Source organism: Paraburkholderia ginsengisoli NBRC 100965 (assembly GCF_000739735.1).
Classification (GTDB): Bacteria; Pseudomonadota; Gammaproteobacteria; order Burkholderiales; family Burkholderiaceae; genus Paraburkholderia; species Paraburkholderia ginsengisoli.
In genome coordinates, this window is the sequence record NZ_BBJF01000022.1 from 93,454 (window position 1) to 117,251 (window position 23,798).

Genomic DNA, 23,798 nt, shown 5'->3' on the forward strand with positions numbered 1-23,798 from the left:
GCCGACCAGGTTAGGGCCGCAGTCCGGCAACCCGCTCGGCCGTCACCGTCGACTCCGGATTGCCGAACTGCCGGGTCACGTAGTTGGCGATCGCGGCCACCTGCGCGTCGGTCAGTTGCTTGCCGAAGGCGGGCATCAGCACGTCCGCATGCGTCGTCGTGCGCCTGACGCCGTGCAGGATGATCTGCGCCAGATTGTCGGCACTGCTCGCGCCGACCGTCGAGTTGTGAATCAGCGACGGATACGCTCCCGGCGCGCTCGCCCCCACGCCCTGCCCGGTCCAGCTATGGCAGCTCGCGCAATTGGCGACGAACAGTTGCGCGCCGTTCACGCCGCTGATCGCCGCGCCGCGCAGCGCGGTGACGTCGTCGGCGGGATTGCCCCACTGGTGACGCGGACGCGCTTCGCCGCCGCTGACCGGCGGCACCGAGCGCAGATAGACGACGATCGACCGCAGATCGACGGGCGTCAGATACTGCGTACTGTCGGCCACCACTTCACCCATCGGCCCGGCGGCATTCGCGCGGCCCGCGGCCGCGCCGGTCGACAGATACGCGACCAGTTCGTCATCGCGCCATTCGCCCACGCCGCTGATCTTGTCCGGCGTGATGTTGAACGCATGCCAGCCGGCCTGCACCGCGCCCGAGAAACGCGCGCTCGACTTCAACCCTTGCGTGACATTGCGCGGCGTGTGGCACTCCTCGCAATGCGCGAGACCTTGCACCAGATACGCGCCGCGATTCCACTCGGCGCTTTGCTTCGGATCCGGCACGAAGCGGCCTTCGGTGAAATTGAACATGTTCCAGAACGTCATCAGCCAGCGCTGATTGAACGGGAATTTCAGGTTGTTGGCCGGCGGCGTGAAGTGGATCGGCGCGAGCGTGTTCAGGTACGCGCGAATCGCCAGCACGTCCTGCTCGGTGACGCGCGTGTACTCCGCGTAGGGAAACGCCGGGTACAGCCGCTCGCCGCCTTTGCCGATGCCCTCGTGCATCGCGCGCAGAAAATCGGCGTCGCTCCATTGGCCGATGCCGGTGTCGGCGTCCGGCGTGATGTTCGGCGTCACGATGGTGCCGAACGGCGTGTCGATCGGCAGGCCGCCGGCGAACGGACGCGACTTGTCCGCCGTGTGGCAGGCGGCGCAATCGCCGACGCGCGTCAGGTACTCGCCACGCCTGACCAGTTCGTTGCCGCCGACACCGGCGGCCGCCGCGACCGCCGGCATCATTGCACCATGCGCCGGTTGCGATGCGTCGTCGGCGCGGGCCTGCATGATCGGCAGTTCGTCGGCGGGCCGCGCTTTGGGTCCGTGCACCTCGTACCAGGCGACGCCCAGCGCGAACAGCGAAAACGCTCCCGCCAGCAACGCGCCGTTGAAACGGCGACGATGCGCCCGTTGCACGAGCGTCACGTCCGGCGGCCCGCGAAAGGTGTTCTTCGTCATGGCGGCTCTCCGATCGGGCTCAGATTTCGCGCTTGAGCTTGTCGGCCAGTTTCATCGACAAGGCCGCGATCGTCAGCGTGCAATTCACCGAGGCGGCGCTCGGCATCACGCCGCTGCTGGCGATGAACAGATTCTGGTGATCGTGCGTGCGGCAGTCCGCGTCGACGACCGAATCCGCCGGGTTGCTGCCCATGATCGTGGTGCCCATGAGATGGCTGTTAGGCGAGAAGGTGTCGTCGAACGCGACCTCGATGCCGCCGAACAGCGCGGCGATCTGCGCATACACTTCGTGCGTGTTGGCGGCGCTCTTCTTCACGTAGTCGTTGATCGAGTAGTAGATCTCCGGCTGCGGAATGCCGAGCGCGTCCTTGTGATCCGCCGACGGCACGACGCGGTTGTGCGGCTCAGGCAAATGTTCGTGGAAGCTGCCGATGGTCAGCGTGCGCGACGCGCGGTCGCGAATCTGCCGGTCCAGCTCCGCGCCGGTGAGGCCTTTTTTTAGCAGATCGGCGGTCACGCCCAAGGTCGGTACACCGTTCGACAGATGCAGCTTCTTCGCCGCGTAATCGGAGCGGAACGCGCCGTCGCGGAAGTTGACGATCGACGTCATCTCCATCGGGCCACGGCCTGGCCATAGCGGCTCGTTGGCGAGGAATATCACGTTGGTGCCAGGATGGTCCATCAGGTTGCGGCCCACCTGGTCGGAGCTGTTGCCGACGCCGCGCGGGAATTTGTCGGAGGTCGACATCAGCATCAGCTTCGGCGTTTCGATGCCGTTGGCGGCGAGCACGAACAGCTTCCCGCTCACGCGCGTGCTGTTGCCGCTCGGGTCCTTGTAATGGACCGCCGTGATGAGCCCTTTGTCGTCCGCCTCGACGCGATACACCACCGCTTCGGGAATCAGCGTCGCGCCGGCCTGCTCCGCCTTCTCCGCATGGATCACGCCGTTGTACATCGCGGCGATCGGGCAGATCGGCATGCAGTTGTTGTTGCCGCAGCAGGTCGGCCGCGCATCGTACGGACGGCTGTTGCGCGCGACCGGCTCCGGCACGACCTTGAAGCCCTGTGCGTTGAGGACGTCGCTGAAACGCTGATCCATGTAGGACAGCGGTAGCGCCTTCATCAGGTACGGCGTCGAGCGCGGCGAACCGAGATCGATCGAGCTGTCCGGGCCGGACACGCCGAGCTGCGCCTCGGCCGCCGCATACCACGGCTCCAGCGTTTCATACGGATACGGCCAGTCGCGTCCCACGCCGTACAGCTTGTGCAACTGGAAGTCCGACGGCAACAGTCGCCACGTGGCGGCCGCCCAGTGCCAGGTCGTGCCGCCGACCAGCCGCACATATTGTGAGTTGTACGGATGATCGCCCTTCTGGATCAGATAGTTGTTGGCGGGCGCGTACTCGGGATGCGGTGCGTACGGCGTCGACGGATACGGGGTCGCGAAGTCCCACTTGGCCGGCGAATTGCGGAAGTTCTCGACGATCTGCCAGCGTGCAATGCGCGGCCCGGCTTCGAGCAGAATCACCGACGCGCCGGCCAGCGCTAACTGATGCGCAACCAGTCCGCCCGCGACGCCCGATCCGACCACGACGACATCGGCGGAATGTGTGTTTGCCATGGCTGCCCTCTTCTGTGTCGACGAGAGTTCGCGCTTTTGCGCGTGACCCCGGTCCCATCCACGATGGTCGTGCCGGCTTGGCGTTGCTTGCGGCGGCGTGGGCCCGCGCTGCGTCGAACGGCTCGTTCAAACGATGCGGCGCGCGAGCAACCGCGCTCACGCGCTCAACGGCTTGCGGGTCCAATAGAACGGCACGTCGCGGCAATACGACGGCACGGTCAGCACGTCCTTGACGGGGTCGAACATCAGCGCTTTTTCATACGCGACCACCTCCACGTGCGGCAGCTCACCGACGAGGCCGAGATACCACGCGCGCATGATCGCGCTCACGGATTTCGCGAGCGCCGGCTGCTTGACCTGCAGGGCCTGCGTAACGGTGTCGGACGGCACGCCGCCATGACCTTGCAGCCACGTGTTGAGCGCGGCGACGTTCTGCGTGAACTGGCTGTCGGCTTTGACGAGCGCGCCGTAGACGCGTTGGCCGAGCACGACGTCGAAGGCGGTGCGGCCGGTGAGACGTTGCGAGAGCGCGAGGAAGGCGTCGAGTCCGCCGCCGGCGGGGGGCGCGTCGGCGAATGCCGGGGCGATCCACGAGAGCGCACGGAACGAACGGCCCGCGCCGCCAAACGCGAGCGTCGCGGCGGCGGCGCAAACGCCGAGCACCCATGCCCTGCGCGAGCTTGAAAAGGAACCGACGACCGAAGAGGACGGCGAACACGAAGCGCAAGCGGATGACGACAACCCGGCCGGATGCGTCACCGCGTGGTGCGCATCGGTGTCCTCTGGAACATCTGTCATGGGGACTCCAGATGGTGAGTCATTTTTTTCAACCTGCGGCGTTGCCTGCGAGTCGCCTTTCAACTGAAAGCGGCATGCAAGCCTGCTGCGAAAGACTATAGCCGTGACCGTGCGTTTCGACAAATGCGTGCCGATGCGCGAGTAGAATCCGCGACACCCACGGCTCTCGGCTCTGACTCCATGCTCACCAAATACTATCCGCAGGTTCTTCGCAATCGACCCAGAACGATGATCGGCCTCGTCATCGGCGTCGCGGTCGCGCTGGCGGTGCCCGTGCACACCAGTGCGATGGCACGCGCGCTCATCGGCTGGGACGCCGCGATCTGGAGTTACCTGCTGATGATCTGGGTGCACATGGCCGTCGCCGACGAACGCCGCGTCCGCGAAACCGCCGTGCGCGATGACGAAAACGCGGGCGTCGTGCTGTTCGTGATCTGCATGGCGACCGTTGCGAGCATCGCCGCGATCGTGATGGAGCTGGCGTCGGTGAAAGGAACCGCCAATGGATCGAGCGCCTGGCACTACCTGCTGACCGGCCTCACGCTGATCGGCGCATGGCTGCTGATTCCGACCATCTTCACGCAGCATTACGCGCGGCTCTATTACGACACCACCGCCAAAGAGACCGCGCTGCTGTTTCCTGACCACAAGCTCGAACCGAACTACTGGGACTTCCTGTATTTCTCGTTCACGATCGCGGTGGCTTCGCAAACGTCCGACGTCGTGCTGCGCTCACGTACGATTCGCCGCGCCGCGCTCGCGCAATCGATCCTGTCGTTCTACTTCAACGTGGCCGTGCTGGGCTTGTGCGTGAATATCGCCGCGGGCCTGCTTGGCTCCTGACGCGATTCGCGTGACCTTCTGTGAAAGTCACGTGATTGACAGGCACAAGACCGTCACAAGTTCGCCTTTTGCGGTCAGCGCGCGGCCTCTAATGGGCCGCGTGTAAAAAGCCGCCCGCCGTCCGCCGGTTTTACACGTGTGCCACGCATCGCCGCGTTCGTGTCGCCCCGCGCGTCGGCGCGGCTTCCTTCATGGCGCCCGCCTTCCCTTCCCCCGCTTCGCTCCCGCGCCGACTGGCACAGCGTTTGCTGCGTCCTGCGAATAGTTCTGACCAGCCTCATGCGACTGGCGTCTGGCGTCAAAGCACCCTCGACTGGCCAGCGGCGTGACGATCTTTGCACTACATTGACCAGTACGCGCCCTCGCGTTGCATCGCGCGGTATTCGGCTCTGGAAGCCCAATGAGCGCTGTGATCGCATGCCAATTGCATCCACACCGCAGCAGGACGAATCTGGAAACGACCGATGGAATCTCCAAGCGGGTACGCGCCACGGATTTACTTTTTTCATTCACTCCTGGTTGGGCCGCTCGACGCATGGCCCGCGCAGTTCGCTAATGCGGCCGCGCTGGGCTTCGATCACGCGCTGATCGGCGGCCTGTTCGAGCCGGGACAAGCGGGCCACGGGCAAGTGGTCGGCAATCATGCCAGGCTGCATCCTGTGTTCGAGGCCGAGCAAGCGGCGCCCGACGCGCTGCGCACGCTCGCGAGCGCCGCGCGCCAGCACGGCCTGACGCTGCTGGTCGATCTGGTGATCGACCGGATGGCCGCCGATGGCGCGCTGTACGCCGAGCATGCGGACTGGTTCCGCCCGTTCGAGTCCGAAGAGGCGCGGCTCGATCCGCGCCACGTGCATCGCGAGGACAACGTCGCGTACGCGAATTTCGACGACGAGGCCAGCCGCAGCGCGCTCGTCGACTGGTGGACGCAGCAGTTGCTGGCGCTGGCCGACGCGGGCGTCGGCGGCTTCCGGTTCGACTCGCCGCACCGCGTGCCGGCCGCCGTGTGGCGGCAACTCGGCGACGCAGTGCGCGCCAGGCATCCCGAGGTGCGCTTCCTCGCCGCCACGCCCGGTCTCGCACGCAGCGATCTGCTCGGCCTCGCGGACGCGGGCTTCGACAGCGTGTTCTCGTCGGTGCGCTGGTGGGACTTCCGCTCGAGCTGGATGGTCGAGGAGCACGCGGCGCTCGCGCGCATCGGCGCGCCGATCGCGTTTCCCGAAGCGCCGTACGGCACGCGCCTCGCCGCCGAACTGAGCGACGTCCACGACGCGGCGATCGTCGAACGCGCTTACCGGCGCGCGCTTTACACGGCGGCCGCGCTCGGCGCCGGCTGGCTGATGCCGATGGGTTTCGAATACGGCATCGCCGAGCCGATGTCGCAAACGCGCGGCGACGCTTCGCAATTTGCGCTCGCGGTCCAGGCGAAGAAATTCGATCTCAGCGAACCGGTCACGCAGGCGAACGAGATCGCGCGCCACACCCAGACGCTGCACGCGAATGGGGAATTGCGCCCGCTGAGCGGGCCCGGCGCCCCCGCGGCGGTACTGTTGCGCGCGGATCGGCCTGATCTGCGCGACGCGGCGGAAGCGATCCTGATTGCCATCAATCCCGAACTCGGCGCGCCGGTGCGCGTCGATCCGGCGCGCTTTCTCGCGGGCGTGCCGGGCAACTTCACACGCTTCGTGCCGCTGGATACACCGCGCCGCGCCGAGCCCGCCGGCCTGACGCCGTTCACGCTCGGCCCCGGCGCGGTACGCCTGTTCCGCGCGGTCACCGAGAAGCCGATCCGCCTCGCGCCGCCCATCGACAAAGCGAACAGCAAGCGCAGCGGTCGCAAGACCGTGCTCGAAGCGCTCAACGCGCCGCGCGTGGCGATCGAGGACGTGACGCCGTCGGTGGACCACGGCCGCTTCCCGGCCAAGCGCACGGTGGGCGAGCGCGCCGAAATCACCGCCGCGATTTTCGCCGAAGGTCACGACAAGATCGCCGCCGCCGTAATCTGGCGCGCCGCCGACGAAACCGCGTGGCACGAAGTGCCGATGTCCCCGGCGCAACCCGCCGGTCTCGACATCTGGCAGGCGCGCATTCCGCTCGAACGGCTGGGCCGACACGAGTTCACGGTGATCGCATGGCGCGACGACTTCGCGTCGCTCGTCGAGCACATCCAGAAGAAGCTGAAGGCGGGCCAAACCGTCGAGCTCGAACTCGATGAAGCCGCGCATCTGTTCGCGCTGGTGCTCGCCGAAGTGGAAACGACGGAAGGGGCGCTGAAGGAGCCGCTCGAACACATCGTCAAGCTGTTCACGAAGGCCGACGCGGAAACGAAGCTCGCGCTGATTCTCTCGCCGACCACCGCGAAGGCGATGACCGCCGCGCGCCACCGGCCGTTCCTGAGCCGCGATCCGGTGATCTACAAGATCGACGCGGACCGCACCGCCGCGCGCTTCGCGAGCTGGTACGAGATCTTCCCGCGTTCGATGAGCGACGACGAATCGCGCCACGGCACCTTCGCCGACGTGACGACGAAGCTGCCGCGCATCCGCGACATGGGTTTCGACGTGCTGTATTTCCCGCCGATCCATCCGATCGGCCTCGCCAATCGCAAAGGTCGCAACAACACGCTGACCGCGCAACCCGGCGACGTCGGCAGTCCATATGCGATCGGCGCGGCCGAAGGCGGCCACACCGCCGTGCATCCGCAACTCGGCACGCTCGACGACTTCAAGGCGATGCTCGCCGCCGCGCATGCGCACGGCCTCGAAATCGCGCTCGACTTCGCGATTCAGTGCTCGCCGGATCATCCGTGGCTCAAGGAGCATCCGACGTGGTTCGCATGGCGTCCGGACGGCACCTTGCGCTACGCGGAAAATCCGCCGAAAAAGTACCAGGACATCGTCAATCCCGACTTCTATGCGCACGATGCAAAGCCCGCGTTGTGGCTCGCGCTGCGCGACGTGATCCTGTTCTGGATCGAAGCGGGCGTGAAGATTTTCCGCGTCGACAATCCGCACACCAAGCCGCTGCCGTTCTGGGAATGGATGATCGGCGACGTGCGCGCGCGCTATCCCGACACGATCTTCCTCGCCGAAGCGTTCACGCGGCCGCGCATGATGAGCCGGCTCGGCAAGATCGGCTTCTCGCAGTCGTACACGTACTTCACGTGGCGCGAGTCGAAGCGCGATTTCATCGAGTACATGACCGAGCTGACGCAAACCGCGCAGCGCGATTTCTACCGGCCGAACTTCTTCGTCAATACGCCGGACATCAACCCGCGCCATCTGCAATCGCAGGGACGCTCGGGCTTTCTGATTCGCGCGGCGCTCGCGGCGACGCTCTCGGGTCTGTGGGGCGTGTACAGCGGCTTCGAGTTGTGCGAGGCCGCCGCGCTGCCCAACAGCGAAGAGTATCTCGACTCCGAGAAGTACCAGTTGCGCGCGTGGGACTGGAACCGGCCGGGCAACATCACCGGCGAGATCACTGCGTTGAACCGGATTCGCCGCGCGAACCCGGCGCTGCAAACGCATCTCGGCCTCACGTTCCTCACCGCGCACAATGACCACATCCTGCTGTTCGAAAAAGCGACCGAGGCGCGCGACAACGTGATCGTCGTCGCGATCAATCTCGATCCGTTCAACGAACAGGGCGCGGATATCGAACTGTCGTGGGACACGTTCCAACGCTGGCATCTGCACGATCACGGCCCGCTCGAAGTGACCGACCAGATGACCGGCGCCCGTTTCGAATGGCATGGCCGCTGGCAGCACGTGCAACTCGGCTCGGGCCAGCCGTTCTCGATCTGGCACATCGCGCCGCTCGGCGGGCTGCCCGCCGAACGCCCCGATGAAGCCGACAGCGACTCTGATAGCGCCTATCACGCAGACGCAGGCAACCCAACCCCAACGGAAGGTGCGATATGAAGCGTGACGACTCAGCCCAATCCACGGTGCAGGCGCCCGTCGGCACAGCCTCGGGCAACACGGCGAGGCCGCGCTCGAATCGGCGCGGCAAACCCGCGGCCCTGAGCAACGATCCGCTCTGGTACAAGGACGCGATCATCTATCAGGTGCACATCAAGTCGTTCTTCGATGCGAACAACGACGGCGTCGGCGACTTCCCAGGCCTGATCGCGAAGCTCGACTACATCGCCGAACTCGGTGTGAACGCGATCTGGCTGCTGCCGTTCTATCCGTCGCCCCGGCGCGACGATGGCTACGACATCGCCGACTACCGCAACGTGCACCCGGACTACGGCCAGCTTTCGGACGTGAAGCGCTTCATTCAGGAAGCGCACGCACGCGGCATCCGCGTGATTACCGAACTGGTGATCAACCACACGTCGGATCAGCACCCATGGTTTCAGCGCGCGCGCCGCGCGAAGCCGGGCTCCAATCATCGCAACTTCTACGTGTGGTCCGATACCGATCAGAAGTACCAGGAAACGCGGATCATCTTCATCGACTCGGAGCCTTCCAACTGGACTCATGATCCTGTTGCGGGCGCGTACTACTGGCACCGCTTCTATTCGCACCAGCCCGATCTGAACTTCGACAATCCGGCGGTGTTGAAAGAGGTATTGCAGGTGATGCGCTTCTGGCTCGACATGGGCATCGACGGGTTGCGGCTGGACGCGGTGCCGTATCTGGTCGAACGCGAAGGCACCAACAACGAGAACCTGCCGGAAACGCACGCGGTGCTCAAGAAGATCCGCGCAACGATCGACGCCGAGTATCCGAACCGGATGCTGCTCGCCGAAGCGAACCAGTGGCCGGAAGACGTGAAGGAGTATTTTGGCGACGAAGACGAATGCCACATGGCGTTCCACTTCCCGCTGATGCCGCGCATCTACATGTCGATTGCGAGCGAGGACCGCTTCCCGATCACCGACATCATGCGGCAAACGCCGGACCTCGCCGAGTCGAATCAGTGGGCGATCTTCCTGCGCAATCACGATGAACTGACGCTCGAAATGGTCACCGACTCCGAGCGCGATTATCTGTGGAACACCTATGCGAGCGACCGTCGCGCTCGTTTGAACCTCGGCATTCGCCGCCGTCTCGCACCGTTGATGGAGCGCGACCGCCGCCGCATCGAGTTGATCAATTCGCTGCTGCTGTCGATGCCCGGCACGCCCGTGATCTATTACGGCGACGAACTCGGCATGGGCGACAACATCCACCTGGGCGACCGTGATGGCGTGCGCACACCGATGCAGTGGTCGTCGGACCGCAACGGCGGTTTCTCACGCGCGGATCCCGAGCAACTGGTGCTGCCGCCGGTGATGGGTTCACTGTACGGCTTCGACGCGGTCAACGTCGAAGCGCAAAGCCGCGATCCGCATTCGCTGCTGAACTGGACCCGCCGCATGCTCGCCACGCGGCGCGCGAAGCAGACCTTCGGGCGCGGCACGATCCGCTTCCTGAAGCCGGAAAATCGCAAGATTCTCGCGTATCTGCGCGAGATGCCCGGCGAGCCGCCGATCCTGTGCGTCGCGAATCTGTCGCGCGCGCCGCAAGCCGTCGAACTCGACCTGTCCGAATTCAACGGCGCGGTGCCGATCGAAATGACCGCCGATTCCGTGTTCCCCGCAATCGGCCAACTGACCTATCTGCTGACATTCCCGCCCTACGGCTTCCTGTGGTTCATGCTGTGTGCGGGCGGCCAGCGTCCGACGTGGGCGCAGGCGCATTCGGAGCCGCTGCCGGAATTCGTCACGATCGTGATCCGCGAAGGACAAGCGGGTCCGACGCCGGAGAACGTGCGCCTGCTCGAATCGGAAGTGTTGCCTTCGTGGCTCTCCCGGCGCCGCTGGTTCGCGTCGAAGGATCAGAAGATGCATGCGGTGCGGCTCGCCGCGTTGACCACGATCCCGAACGGTGGCTTCGCGTTCACCGAAATCGAAGTGGACGTGGGCAACCACACCGAACGCTACGTGGTGCCGATCGCGATCACGTGGGGCGGCGAAACCACCACGCCGCTGTTCATGCAGCTCGCGCTGGCGCGCGTGCGGCGCGGCCGCAACGTCGGCCATCTGACGGACGCGTTCTCGCTGCCGATCTTCGCGCACAACGTGATGCGCAAGCTGCGCGAACGCGCGGTGGTGCCGACCGTGCAGAAGAGCGAGATCAAGTTCCTGCCCACCGAACGTTTCGCCGAACTGGACAATCTCGGCGATCGGCCGGAGATTCGCTGGCTCGCGGCCGAGCAGAGCAACAGTTCGCTGATCATCGCGGATGCGGCCGTGTTGAAGCTGGTGCGCCGGCTCGTCAGCGGCATTCATCCGGAAGCGGAAATCAGCCGCTATCTGACCCAGCTCGGCTACGCGAACACCGCGCCGCTGTATGGCGAAGTGGTGCGTGTCGATCCCGAAGGCGTGCCGCATACGTTGTGCATCCTGCAGGGCTTCATCGACAACCAGGGCGATGCGTGGAACTGGTCGCTCGACTATCTGCGCCGCTCGGTCGACGAACTGGCGATTGCCGTCGATACGGAAGCGCCGTCCGGGCCGGACCGCGCCAACGAAGCGATCCTGGTGGAAGGCTACAGCGAGCTGGCCGGCATCATCGGCAGGCGGCTGGGCGAGTTGCACGTGGCGCTCGCGTCGCCGACCGACGACCCGGCGTTCGCGCCGGAGCCGGCCGACGCCGCGCAGGTGAAGGCCTGGGTCGACGGCACGCAGTCGATGCTCGCCGGCGCGCTCGATCTGCTCGCGCCGCGCATCGAACAGATGAGCGATCCGGAAACCAAGGCGCTCGCGCAGAGCCTGATCGACCGCCGCGCCGCGCTCGTCGAAGCAGTCGGCAAGCTGGTCTCCGCCGATGCGGGCGCATTGCGCATCCGCATTCACGGCGACTTCCATCTGGGCCAGGTGCTGGTCGCGCAGGGCGACGCGTATCTGATCGACTTCGAAGGCGAGCCCGCGCGTTCGCTCGAAGAGCGTCGGCAGAAGTCGAGCCCGTTGCGCGACGTGGCCGGTTTGATGCGCTCGTTGTCGTATGCGAGCGCGGCCGCGCAGTCCACGATGGAAAGCGCGCCGCAGCAGACCGCCGATCGCAAGCGCGCATTGTTCGACCGTTTCCGCGCGCATGCCACCTCGACCTTCCTCGCCGAATATCGCGCGGCGGTCGCGGACGCGGCGACGCCGCTGGTCGCGCCCGAGGCCGAACAGGCGTTGCTCGATCTGTTCCTGATCGAAAAGGCGGCGTATGAAATCCGCTACGAGGCGGCCAACCGTCCGACGTGGCTGAGCCTGCCGGTACGCGGCCTCGCCGCGCTCACCAGCCGTTTGCTGGGCGACACCGGCACACCCGTTCATCACGATCCATCCACCCAGGCGCCAGGCGCCGCCACACCGCCTAATCCGGCCGAGGGCGACTATGAGTGAGCATGATCCGGCCGCTGGCCTCCAACCCGTCGACATCGACGCGCTCGTCGAAGCGCGTCACCCCGACCCGTTCTCGCAGCTCGGGCTGCATCACACGGATGCGGGTCCCGTCGTGCGCGCGCTGTTGCCGAATGCCGCGCACGTCACCGTGATTGCGCGCGCCGACGGCGCAATGCTCGGCGAACTCGAACAATTGCGTCCGGGGCTGTTCGCGGGTCGCGTCACGTCGGCGGCGCCGTATCGCTTGCGGATCGACTGGCATGGCGTGGTGCAGGAAATCGAGGACACCTATTCGTTCGGCCCCGTGCTCGGCGACGAGCCGTTGGGCCGCCTCGCCCACGGCGATCCGTACGCGGTGCTCGAATGTCTCGGCGCGCGGCCGATGGAAGTGGACGGCGTGCCCGGCGTGCGCTTCGCCGTGTGGGCGCCGAATGCGCGGCGCGTGTCGGTGGTCGGCGACTTCAACGCGTGGGACGGCCGCCGTCATCCGATGCGGCTGCGTCATCAGGCCGGCGTGTGGGAGCTGTTCGTGCCGCGCGTCGGCGCCGGCACGCGCTACAAATACGAGCTGCTGTCGCGCGACGGCCATCCGCTGCCGCTGAAAGCCGATCCGTGCGCGATGCAGACGGAGAAGCCGCCGGGCACCGCGTCGGTGGTGGCGCACGTCGACGAGGTCGAGCAGTTTCCGTGGACCGATCACGCGTGGATTCAGTCGCGCGCCGACAGGCAGACTGCGCGCGCGCCGATCACGATCTACGAAGTGCACGCGGAATCGTGGCTGCGCGTCGCCGAGGAAGGCCAACGCGGCCTCGACTGGGACGAGCTCGCGGAGCGGCTGCTGCCGTACGTGAAGAGCATGGGCTTCACGCATCTGGAGTTCATGCCGATCGCGGAGCATCCGTTCGGCGGTTCGTGGGGCTATCAGCCGCTCGGCCAGTTCGCGCCGTCCGCGCGCTTCGGCAAGCCGGAGCAGTTCGCGCGCTTCGTCGACCGCGCGCACGAAATGGGACTCGGCGTGATACTCGACTGGGTGCCCGCGCATTTTCCGAACGACGCGCACGGTCTCATCGACTTCGACGGCACGCCGCTCTACGAGCACGCCGATCCGCGCGAAGGCTATCACCAGGACTGGAACACGATGATCTACAACCTCGGCCGCAACGAGGTGAGCGCGTTCCTGGTCGCGTCCGGGCTCGCGTGGTTGAAGCGCTATCACGTCGACGGGCTGCGCGTCGACGCGGTCGCGTCGATGCTGTATCGCGACTATTCGCGCGCGGCCGGCGAGTGGGTGCCGAATATCTACGGCGGGCGCGAGAACCTCGAATCGATTGCGTTCCTGAAGCGCCTCAATCACGAAGTCGGCTATGTGCCGGGCGTGCCGGGCGCGATCACGATCGCCGAGGAATCGACCGCGTGGCCTGGCGTGACCGCGCCCGTCGCGGACGGCGGCCTCGGCTTCCAGTTCAAGTGGAACATGGGCTGGATGCACGACTCGCTGCACTACATGGAGGAAGACCCGGTCTATCGCCAATACCATCATCACAACATGACGTTCGGGATGGTGTACGCGTACTCGGAGCGCTTCGTGCTGCCGCTCTCGCACGACGAAGTGGTGCACGGCAAAGGGTCGCTGCTCGGCAAGATGCCGGGCGACCGCTGGCAGAAGTTCGCCAACCTGCGCGCGTACTTCGGCTTCATGTGGACACATCCTGGCAAGAAGCTGCTGTTCATGGGCGGCGAGTTCGGCCAGCTCGCCGAGTTCGATCACGACACGTCGCCGCATTGGCATCTGCTCGACGATCCGAACCACCACGGCGTGCAAATGCTGGTGCGCGATCTGAACCATCTGTACCGCAACGAGCCCGCGCTGCATCTGCTGGACAGCGAGCCGGGCGGCTTCGGCTGGCTGATCGGCGACGATAACGGCAACAGCGTGTTCGCCTATCGACGCACCGACGGCGCCGGCCAGGAACTGGTGGTGGTCTGCAACATGACGCCGGTGCCGCGCGTCGGCTATCGGATCGGCCTGCCGCGCGACGGACGCTGGGCGGAAGTGCTGAACACGGATGCCAGCGTGTATGGCGGCTCGAACATGGGCAACGGCGGGCTGATTCATACCGACGCCATCCCCAGCCACGGCTGGCCGCATTCCGCTTCACTGGTGTTGCCGCCGCTCGCGACGATCGTCTTGCGCGCGGAGTGATCGACTTGCCGTAACCCGGGCGCGCGGCGTGCAGATTTTTTGCGCCGCGCGCTCGTTGCATGAAGACCCAAGCTGGCGTTCATAAATCAGAACAGAGAAGGGGAATCATGTCGCATGCAATGCCCGACCGGCTTCTGCCCGGCTCGCCGTATCCGCTCGGTGCGAGTTGGGATGGCCTCGGTGTCAACTTTGCAGTGTTCTCGGCCAATGCGCAAAAAATCGAGCTCTGCCTGTTCGATCCCACCGGCCGCAAGGAAATCCGTCGCTACACGCTGCCCGAATGCACCGACGAAGTCTGGCACGGCTATCTGCCGAACGCGCATCCGGGCACCGCTTACGGCTTTCGCGCGCATGGCCCGTATCAGCCGCAGCAGGGGCATCGCTTCAATCCGCACAAGCTGCTGCTCGATCCCTACGCGCGCAAACTGGTCGGACAGTTTCGCTGGTCGGATGCGCTGTTCGGTTATCGCGTGCATTCGAATCGCGCGGACCTGTCGATCGATCGGCGCGATTCGGCGCCCGCCATGCCGAAGTGCGTGGTGATCGACGAGGCGTTCGACTGGTCGCACGACAAGCGCCCGAACGTGCCGTGGGGCGAGACCATCGTCTACGAAACGCATGTACGCGGCGCGTCGATGTTGCGCGCCGACCTGCGGCAGCACGAACGCGGCACGTTCGCGGCGCTGGCGTCGCCGGAGTTCATCGAGCATCTGTTGAAGCTCGGTGTGACCGCGGTCGAGTTGCTGCCGGTCCACGCGTTTCTCAACGATCGCTTCCTGGTGGAGCGCGGCCTGCGCAACTACTGGGGCTACAACAGCGCGGCGTTCTTCGCGCCGGAGCCGTCGTATCTGAGCACGCACCGGCTCGACGAAATGCGCATTGCCGTGCGTCAGTTGCACGCGGCGGGCATCGAGGTGATTCTCGACGTGGTCTACAACCACACCTGCGAAGGCAACGAGATGGGCCCGACCGTGTCGTGGCGCGGCCTCGACAACGCCAGCTACTACCGCCTGATTCCCGGCGACGAGCGGCACCATATCAACGACACCGGCTGCGGCAACACGCTGAACATCACGCATCCGCGCGTGCTGCAGATGGTGATGGATTCGCTGCGCTACTGGTCGACGGCGTTCAATATCGACGGCTTCCGTTTCGATCTCGGCGTGACGCTCGGACGGGAGCAACACGGCTTCGATCCCGGCTCCGGCTTTTTCGACGCGTTGCGCCAGGACCCGATCCTGTCGCAACGCAAGCTGATTTCCGAGCCGTGGGACATCGGCCCCGGCGGCTATCAGCTCGGCAATCATCCGCCGGGTTTCGGCGAATGGAACGATCGTTTTCGCGACACCGTGCGCCGTTTCTGGCGCGGCGATGCCGGCTTGCGGCCCGATCTCGCCGCGCGCCTGACCGGTTCGGCCGACCTCTTCAACCGGCGCTTCAGAAAACCGTGGGCGTCGATCAATTTCGTCACGTCGCATGACGGCTTCACTTTGGCCGACGTCACCGCCTACGAACACAAGCACAACGAAGCGAATCGCGAAGACAATAACGACGGCCACAACGAGAATTGCAGCCGCAACTGGGGCGCCGAAGGTCCGACCGACGATCCCGCGATTCTCGACACGCGCAAACGCGTGGCGCGCTCGCTGATCGCCACGCTGCTGATGGCGCTCGGCACGCCGATGATGCTGGCCGGCGACGAATCGCTGCGCACGCAGAACGGCAACAACAACGCGTACTGCCAGGACAACGAAATATCGTGGCTTGACTGGGAACGCGCGGCGTCGGCGGACGGCCGCCAGATGACCGAATTCGTCGCGCGGGTGATCGCGCTGCGCAAACATCATCCCCTGCTACGCGAAACGCGTTTTCTGTTCGGCGACCGCGAAGTGTTGCCGGGTCTGTTCGATGTCGGCTGGTTCGACGAGCACGGCGATCCGCTCACGATCGAAGCATGGCAAGACCCCGAAGGGCGCGCGTTCACGCTGCGACGCGCGGGCCCAGGTTTGAATGGCGAAACCGAAGTATTGTTGATGATGCTTAACGCCAACGAGGAAACGCTGCGATTTCTGCCGCCCGCCCCCCACCTGGAATGGCACGTGCTGTTAGACACTGCCAAGCCGGATAGCGCACCGCACCGGTTGGCGGCCGGCGAAGTCGAGGTGGCCGCGCACGGCCTCGTGATGCTGGCCGCGCGACCGGTCGGCGAAGCGGACTGGCAAGCGGGCTGGAAGGCCGGCCCGCAGCATGGGCCGCGACTTCTGACGGCGCTGCCGCCCGATCCCGGTGCGCATCCGCCCAGCGACGATACGTCGCCGAGCACTTGATGGCGGCACTTGAAGCAGCGCGATGGCAAGCGCCTCGCGACACGAACAGCAGGCAATGCGGCACGGCGTTACGCGTACCGCGTTGCAAACGCGCTCCGCGCGCAACACGCCAGACGCAAGGCGTAGCTCGACAGTAGATCCGAAGGATGAAGAATTATGTCCGAATGCCCGATTGATCCCCATGCGCATCATCACGCGCATTGCCTGCCCTTCAGCGCGCAATTGCTCGGCGCCGCGGGCGCGAAGCCGCGCACGCGGTTCCGTTTCTGGGCGCCGTCGTGCAAGAGTGTGCAAGTCGCGATCGAAAACGGCCCGGCGCAGGGCGTCCACGAAATGACGCCCGCCGGCAACGGCTGGTTCGAAGCCACCGTCGACAGCGGCGCGGGCACGCTGTACCGCTTCCGACTCGACGGCGAGCAGGCGGTGCCCGATCCGGCGTCACGTTTTCAGCCGCAGGACGTGCATGGACCCAGCGAAGTCATCGATCCCCGCGCGTACCGTTGGGAACATACGAACTGGCACGGCCGGCCGTGGGAAGAAACCGTGCTGTACGAACTGCACGTGGGCGCAATGGGCGGCTACGCAGGCGTGCAAAAACGCTTGCCGGCGCTCGCCGCGCTCGGCGTCACCGCAATCGAATTGATGCCGCTGAACGATTTCCCCGGCAAACACAACTGGGGCTATGACGGCGTGCTGCCGTACGCACCCGACTCCGCATACGGCCGTCCCGAAGAACTGAAGGCGCTGATCGACGCCGCGCACGGTCACGGCCTGATGGTGTTTCTCGACGTGGTCTACAACCACTTCGGTCCGGACGGCAATTATCTGCATGCATACGCACGCTCGTTTTTCCGCGAAGGCACGCATACGCCGTGGGGCCCGGCGATCGATTTCGACCGCAGTGAAGTGAGCGACTTCTTCACGGACAACGCGGTGTACTGGATCAACGAATACCGGATCGACGGGCTGCGTTTCGACGCGGTGCATGCGATCGACAACCACGCGTGGCTGCGCGACCTGTCCGAGCATATTCGCGCGAAGGTTCAGCATGGGCGGCATGTGCATCTGGTGCTGGAAAACGAGCACAACAGCGCGAGTCTGCTGGAATCGCATTTCGACGCGCAATGGAACGACGACGCGCACAACACGCTGCACGTTCTGCTGACCGGCGAAACGGAAGGCTATTACCACGCGTACGAAGAGCAACCGATCCGGCGTCTCGCGCGCGTGCTGTCGGAAGGCTTCGCGTATCAGGGCGACCCGTCGCCGATTCACGACGGCAAACCGCGTGGCGAACCGAGCGGGCATTTGCCGCCCACGTCGTTCGTGATGTTTTTGCAGAACCACGATCAGGTCGGCAACCGAGCATTCGGCGAGCGGCTGCGCAAGCTGACCTCGGACGACGCGTTGCGCGCCGCCACCGGTCTGCTGTTGCTGTCGCCGCAAATCCCGCTGCTGTTCATGGACGAGGAATACGGCTCAACGCAGCCATTCCTGTTCTTCACCGACTACACCGGCGAACTCGCCGACGCCGTGCGCGAAGGACGGCGTCGCGAATTCGCGCGCTTTTCGTCGTTCACCGATGAGAAGAAGCGCGCGCAGATTCCCGATCCGAACGACGTGAAAACGTTCGCCGCGTCGTCGCCATCGGCATCGGCGTTGGAAGCCGCCGAGGCGGCTGCGCAAAACGATGCGGACGCGAAAGACCGTCTCGACTGGATGCACTTCTACAAGTCAGCGCTCGCGGTACGGGCCAAGCTGATCACACCGCGTCTGAAGCACAGCAAGGCGCTCGGCGCGAGTGTGCTGGGCGCGGCGAACGGCGGCGATGCGAACGCGCTGGTCGCGCGCTGGAAACTCGGCGACGGCGAGACGTTGTCGGTCGCGCTGAATCTGTCGAAGGAGAGCGTCGCGTTCGACGATGTGCCCGCCGGCAAGATCGTTTTCGAAACGCCGCCGCGCGTGCGCGAGCAGATCGACACCGGCGTGTTGCCGGCGAACACGTTCGTCGCGTGGCTAAGCGGCGATGTCAGCGACTACGCGATCGGCCACGATGCCCGCATCGCGGGCCAACAGGAGCGCAACGCGTGACTACCCGACGCCCCGGCGACACGATCGCCACGCTCGCCACCCGCGCCGGCTTCGAAGTGGAGTGGCAGGACGCGCACCATACGACCCAGCATGTGCCCGAGAAGACGCTCGCGGTGCTGCTCGAACGGATGGGCTTGCAGTGCGCTAACGCTACGCAAATCCGCCACAGCATCGCTGCTTTGGACGCCGAAACATCGGGCCGCAAAATGCTGCCGCTGATGACCGCCGAAGTCGGGCGCGGCATTGCGCTGCCGCTTGCCGCGGTGAAATCGGGCAGCCACTACCGGATCGAACTCGAAAGCGGCTCGATCATCGACGGCCGCTTTACGTCGCCCAAAGGCGAGGAGGCGTTGCTCGCGCCGATTGACGAACCCGGCTATCACACGCTCGTCATCAACGAGCAACGCGTGACGCTGGCCGTCGCGCCGTCGCGCTGCTACACCGTCGACGACGCGTGGCGCACGCTGCATCGCGACGACGCGAGCGCCGCCGCGCGAACGCCCCCGCTGTGGGGCGTCGCCGCGCAACTGTACGGCTTGCGGCGCAGCGGCGACGGCGGCATTGGCGATTACTCGGCGCTCGCGCGGATCGCCGTAGAAAGCGCGCAGCGTGGCGCACATGCGCTCGCCGTCAGTCCGACGCACGCAATGTTCAGCGCGGAGCCGCATCGCTTCAGCCCGTATTCGCCGTCCTCGCGTTTGTGGCTGAACGTCACGCATATCGATCCCGCCGCGGTGTTCGGCGCGGAAGCCGCGCGCGCCGCACTCGAATCGGTAAAAGGCGCGGACGCATGGTCGGCGCTCGAAGACCTGTCGCTGATCGACTGGCCGAACGCCGTCGCGTTGAAGCTGAAGGTGTTGCGCGCACTGTACGAGCATTTCCGCGCGCATGATCGGGCGCACGACACGCCGCGCGCGCTGGAATTTCACGGCTTCTGCGAGCGCGCCGGACGCGCGCTCGAAGATCACGCGCGTTTCGAAGCGCTGCAAGCGGCGCAACTCGCGCAGGGCGGCGACGGGCACTGGCGCAACTGGCCCGATGCGTTGCGCGATCCGCGCAGCCCGGAAGTGGAGGCTTTCGCCGAAGCGCATCGCGACGAAGTCGACTTCCATCTGTTTCTGCAATGGCTCGCCGCGAAGGGCTTGTCGCACGCGCAACATGTGGCGAACGAAGCGGGCATGGCCGTCGGCCTCATTGCCGATCTGGCCGTGGGTTGCGACAGCGCCGGCAGTCACGCCTGGTCGTATCGCGACGACATGCTGCAAGGCGTGTCGGTCGGCGCGCCGCCGGACCTGTTCAACCAGGCCGGCCAGGCGTGGGGCTTGACCACTTTCTCGCCGCGCGCGATGCGCACGCAGGGCTTCTCCGCGTTTATCGACATGCTGCGCGCCGCGTTCGCGCACGCGGGCGGCATCCGCATCGATCACATTCTCGGCTTGCGGCGTCTGTGGCTCGTGCCCGAAGGCGAGAGCGCGCGCAACGGCGCGTATCTGCGCTATCCGCTCGAAGACCTGCTGCGTCTGATCGCGCTCGAATCGTGGCGGCATCGCGCGATCGTGATCGGCGAGGATCTCGGCACCGTGCCACCGGGTTTTCGCGAGCGGCTCGACGAGCACGGCATCGCCGGGATTCGCGTGCTGTGGTTCGAAGGCGCGACCGACGGCAAGGGTTTCAAGCCACCGCGCGAGTGGGACCGCAATGCGGTGGGCACGACCACCACGCACGATCTGCCGACCGTGGCCGGCTGGTGGCGCGGCAGCGACATCACGTGGCGCAACCGGATCGGGCAGACGATGGCGCGCGCCGACGGCCGCGACCCCGAGGAAGCCGCGCAGGAGGAACGCGCGAACGACCGCGCCGCGTTGTGGCGCGCGTTCCAGCAAGCCGGCGTGGCCGCGCCGCACGTCGCCGCGCCGCCGCCCGACAGCGCGCCGGTCGACGAAGCGCTGGCCTTCGTCGCGGCGACGCCCGGACCGCTCGTCACGTTCCCGCTCGAAGATCTGCTCGCGCTGGTCGATCAGCCGAACCTGCCCGGCTCGATCGACGAACACCCGAACTGGCGCCGTCGCATGAGTGTGCCGATCGACGAGATGTTCGACGACGGCACGCTCAACGATCGCCTGCTGGCGGTCGATCGCGCGCGCCGCGCCGCCGCGTCCGTTTCTGCTACGCCTTCTTCTGCTCCCTCCACCGCTTCCCCGGACCCTGATACGCCATGACCGCCCCGCGCTCCACGCTGCGCCTCCAGTTCCATCGAGGCTTCACGTTCGACGACGCCGCGCAGCACGTCGACTACTTCGCCGCGCTCGGTATCAGCCACCTGTACGCGTCGCCGATCACGACGGCCGAGCCGGGCTCGACGCACGGCTACGATACCGTCGACTACACCCAGGTCAACGCCGAATGCGGCGGCGAGGCGGCCCTGAAACGCCTCGTCGACAAACTGCGCGCACACGACATGGGGCTGATCGTCGACATGGTGCCGAACCATATGGGCGTCGGCGGATCGAGCAACGCCTGGTGGCTCGACATTCTCGAATGGGGCCGCCATAGCGCCTATGCGAGACACTTCGACGTCGACTGGCATTCGCCCGATCCGGCTTTGCGCGGCAAGGTGCTGCTGCCCACGCTCGGCGCGCCTTACGGCGACGAACTCGCGGCGGGCCGCATCGCGCTGCATTTCGCGGCCGACAGCGGGCGCTTTTACATCGGCTACGGCCCGCACGTTTTCCCGGTATGCCCGATCGACTACGCGTCGATCCTGCAAAGCGCGGACCGCGCCGATCTCAGCGCGCTCGCCGAGCGCTTTCACGGACTGACGACGCAGCCCACCGATCAGCCGCGCGCCGCCGAAGGACGCGACGAGCTGCGCGAGTTCGTCGCGCAGAACGGCGAGTCCGCCATCGAGATCGTGCTGCAGGCGTACGCGCCTGACGATCCGGTGACGCGCGACCGTTTGCATCGGCTGATCGAGCGGCAACACTTTCGCCTCGCGTGGTGGCGCACCGCGTCCGATGAGGTGAACTGGCGGCGCTTCTTCGATATCTCGACACTGGCCGGCGTGCGCGTGGAGCGGCCCGACGTATTCGACGCCGTGCATGCGCTGGTTTTCCGGCTGTATCAGGAAGGCGTGGTGGATGGTTTGCGGATCGACCATATCGACGGTCTCGCCGAGCCGCGCGAATACTGCCAGCGCTTGCGGCAGCGGCTCACCGAGTTGCGCGATACCGCGCCGTACGTGGTGGTCGAAAAGATTCTCGGCCGGGGCGAGCCGTTGCGCGACGACTGGCCCGTCGACGGAACGACAGGCTACGACTTCATGAACGACGTGGGCGCGTTGCTGCACGATCCGGCCGGCGCCGAGCCGCTCGCGCGCACGTGGACCGAACTCACGGGCCGCAGTCCGAATTTCGCCGACGAAGCGATCGTCGCGCGACGCAAGATTCTCGCGGAGAACCTGTCGGCGGAACTGGACCGCGCGGCGCGCGCATTGCATCGCATCGCCCGCGATTCGTTGACCACGCGCGACTTCACCTTCACCACGCTGCGCCGCGTGCTGACCGAACTGGTCGTGCATTTCCCGGTGTATCGAATCTATCCGCAGAACGGTTTGCGCAGCGCCGCCGACAACCGCGATTTCGAGCAAGCGTTAGCCGGTGCGCGAGCGACGCTCTCGCGTGCGGACCATGTCGCGCTCGAGCGCGTGAACGCGTGGCTCGGCGGCAGTGCTGACGACACGCCGGCAGTGCGGCCTACCACGACGCAGCAGCAGGCGCAGAGCGGCGTGCCGCCGAGTCATGCGAATGCGTCGCGACGCACCGCGCAGACGCTGTTCTCGCAGTTGACCGCGCCGGTCGCCGCGAAGGCGATCGAAGATACCGCGTGCTATCGCTACGGCCGGTTGTTGTCGCGCAACGAAGTCGGCTCGAACCCGGCCGAATTTGCGTTGTCGGTCGAGCAGTTTCACGCGGCCAATCTTGAGCGTTCGCAACGCTTTCCGCACGCGATGCTCGCAACGGCCACGCACGATCACAAGCGCGGCGAAGACGTGCGTGCGCGGCTCGCGGTGCTGAGCGAAATACCCGACGACTGGGGCGCGACCTTGCGCGCGTGGTCCACATTGAACGCGCCGCATCGGCGCTCGCTCGACGGCAAGCCGATCAGCGACGTCGCCCAAAGTGGCAACGACGCGTGGGCGCCCGGCCCCGCCGCCGAAGCGATGCTGTATCAGACGCTGGTGGGCTGCTGGCCGCCCGGGCTGCAAGCGGACGACGAAGCGGGCGTGAAGGAGCTGGCCGAGCGCGTCGCGCAATGGCAATTGAAGGCGCTGCGCGAAGCGAAGCTGCAAACCAACTGGCTCGCTCCCGACGAAGCGTACGAAGCCGGCTGCCGCGATTTTCTGTTCGACATTCTCGCGACGCAGCGACGCGACGGCTTCCTGAAGGAACTGTCCGCGTTCGTCGCGCGAATCGGCCGAGCGGGCGCGCTCAACAGTTTGCAGCAGACGGTGTTGCGGCTGGCATCGCCTGGGATTCCCGATCTCTATCAAGGCACCGAGTTGTGGGACTTCAGCCTCGTCGATCCGGACAATCGGCGCCCCGTCGATTTCGCCAAACGAGAGGCATGGCTCGCACAAACGCCGCCGTCGGAATTTCTGCCGGAGTGGCGCGATGGTCGCGTGAAGCTAGCGGTTATACAACGGGTGCTCGCGTTGCGCGCGCATCTGCCGGAGTTGCTGAGTCAGAGCACGTATCTGCCGCTCGCGGTGCGCGGCGCGCAGGCGTCGAGCGTGATTGCGTTTGCGCGGCGGCATGGCAACGCGTGGGCGGTGGTGGTGGCGAGCCGGCTCGCGGCCGCGCTGCTCGGCGATGACGGCGATCTGCCGATGGTCGATCCGGCACGATGGGAAGATACAGCGGTCGAGGTGCCGTCCGATCTTTCCGCGCGAGCGTTGTTCGACTGGCTGAGTCCGGCCGCGCCGAAGGTCGATGAAAACGGCCTGCTGTATCTGCGCGATGCGTTGGCGGCGATGCCGATTGCGGTGCTGGTCGAGGATGGGGTGCCGCGCAGTTGATACCGTGTTTGTGTGC

At 65.9% G+C, this 23,798-nt stretch carries 11 protein-coding genes; 8 read left to right on the forward strand and 3 right to left on the reverse strand.

The features are described 5' to 3' along the window. Nucleotides 1-10: 10 nt before the first annotated feature. The 3 genes from BGI01S_RS25420 to BGI01S_RS25430 all read right to left on the reverse strand — a co-directional run bounded on the left by BGI01S_RS25420 (nt 11) and on the right by BGI01S_RS25430 (nt 3,863). Nucleotides 11-1,444, reverse strand: coding sequence for a cytochrome c (locus BGI01S_RS25420; protein ID WP_042328971.1), 1,434 nt, complete (start codon nt 1,442-1,444; stop codon nt 11-13). A gap of 19 nt (nt 1,445-1,463) precedes the next feature. Continuing rightward, complete coding sequence (locus BGI01S_RS25425) at nt 1,464-3,065, reverse strand: GMC family oxidoreductase (protein ID WP_042328972.1); 1,602 nt, start codon at nt 3,063-3,065, stop codon at nt 1,464-1,466. Nucleotides 3,066-3,221: 156 nt separating this feature from the next. After that, entirely contained in the window at nt 3,222-3,863 is a 642-nt protein-coding gene (locus BGI01S_RS25430) for a sugar dehydrogenase complex small subunit (RefSeq protein WP_042328973.1), read from the reverse strand. Between the two features lie 180 nt (nt 3,864-4,043). Between BGI01S_RS25430 and BGI01S_RS25435 the strand changes: the two genes are divergently transcribed. The 8 genes from BGI01S_RS25435 (at nt 4,044) to treY (ending at nt 23,782) form a co-directional block, all read left to right on the forward strand. Continuing rightward, a complete protein-coding gene (locus BGI01S_RS25435) occupies nt 4,044-4,706 on the forward strand; it encodes a DUF1345 domain-containing protein (RefSeq protein WP_042328975.1) in 663 nt (220 codons plus the stop codon). A gap of 464 nt (nt 4,707-5,170) precedes the next feature. Further along, nucleotides 5,171-8,623, forward strand: a complete 3,453-nt coding sequence (locus tag BGI01S_RS25440; protein ID WP_084585495.1) for a maltotransferase domain-containing protein — start codon at nt 5,171-5,173, stop codon at nt 8,621-8,623. Continuing rightward, nucleotides 8,620-12,087, forward strand: coding sequence for a maltose alpha-D-glucosyltransferase (treS, locus tag BGI01S_RS25445; RefSeq protein WP_042328977.1), 3,468 nt, complete (start codon nt 8,620-8,622; stop codon nt 12,085-12,087). The genes BGI01S_RS25440 and treS overlap by 4 nt, the downstream gene beginning before the upstream one ends. Then, a complete protein-coding gene (gene glgB, locus BGI01S_RS25450) occupies nt 12,080-14,290 on the forward strand; it encodes a 1,4-alpha-glucan branching protein GlgB (RefSeq protein WP_042328979.1) in 2,211 nt (736 codons plus the stop codon). Before treS ends, glgB begins: the two co-directional genes overlap by 8 nt. 107 nt (nt 14,291-14,397) lie before the next feature. Beyond that, a complete protein-coding gene (gene glgX, locus BGI01S_RS25455; RefSeq protein WP_042328981.1) occupies nt 14,398-16,617 on the forward strand; it encodes a glycogen debranching protein GlgX in 2,220 nt (739 codons plus the stop codon). 156 nt (nt 16,618-16,773) lie between these two features. Then, on the forward strand, nt 16,774-18,708 hold the full coding sequence (treZ, locus tag BGI01S_RS25460) for a malto-oligosyltrehalose trehalohydrolase (RefSeq protein ID WP_042328983.1): 1,935 nt from the start codon (nt 16,774-16,776) through the stop codon (nt 18,706-18,708). After that, on the forward strand, nt 18,705-20,927 hold the full coding sequence (gene malQ / locus BGI01S_RS25465; RefSeq protein ID WP_042328984.1) for a 4-alpha-glucanotransferase: 2,223 nt from the start codon (nt 18,705-18,707) through the stop codon (nt 20,925-20,927). The genes treZ and malQ overlap by 4 nt, the downstream gene beginning before the upstream one ends. After that, nucleotides 20,924-23,782 carry a malto-oligosyltrehalose synthase gene (treY, locus tag BGI01S_RS25470; protein WP_042328986.1) on the forward strand — a complete coding sequence of 953 codons (2,859 nt, stop codon included), beginning with the start codon at nt 20,924-20,926 and terminating at the stop codon, nt 23,780-23,782. Before malQ ends, treY begins: the two co-directional genes overlap by 4 nt. The last annotated feature ends 16 nt before the right edge of the window (nt 23,783-23,798 follow it).

Bases quoted from the DNA above. Each gene is read 5' to 3' on its own strand.
- BGI01S_RS25420 (WP_042328971.1), bottom strand. From the start codon at position 1,444: ATGACGAAGAACACCTTTCGCGGGCCGCCGGACGTGACGCTCGTGCAA.
- treY (WP_042328986.1), top strand. From the start codon at position 20,924: ATGACCGCCCCGCGCTCCACGCTGCGCCTCCAGTTCCATCGAGGCTTC.
- glgX (WP_042328981.1), top strand. From the start codon at position 14,398: ATGTCGCATGCAATGCCCGACCGGCTTCTGCCCGGCTCGCCGTATCCG.
- treZ (WP_042328983.1), top strand. From the start codon at position 16,774: ATGTCCGAATGCCCGATTGATCCCCATGCGCATCATCACGCGCATTGC.
- treS (WP_042328977.1), top strand. From the start codon at position 8,620: ATGAAGCGTGACGACTCAGCCCAATCCACGGTGCAGGCGCCCGTCGGC.
- glgB (WP_042328979.1), top strand. From the start codon at position 12,080: ATGAGTGAGCATGATCCGGCCGCTGGCCTCCAACCCGTCGACATCGAC.
- BGI01S_RS25430 (WP_042328973.1), bottom strand. From the start codon at position 3,863: ATGACAGATGTTCCAGAGGACACCGATGCGCACCACGCGGTGACGCAT.
- BGI01S_RS25425 (WP_042328972.1), bottom strand. From the start codon at position 3,065: ATGGCAAACACACATTCCGCCGATGTCGTCGTGGTCGGATCGGGCGTC.
- BGI01S_RS25435 (WP_042328975.1), top strand. From the start codon at position 4,044: ATGCTCACCAAATACTATCCGCAGGTTCTTCGCAATCGACCCAGAACG.
- BGI01S_RS25440 (WP_084585495.1), top strand. From the start codon at position 5,171: ATGGAATCTCCAAGCGGGTACGCGCCACGGATTTACTTTTTTCATTCA.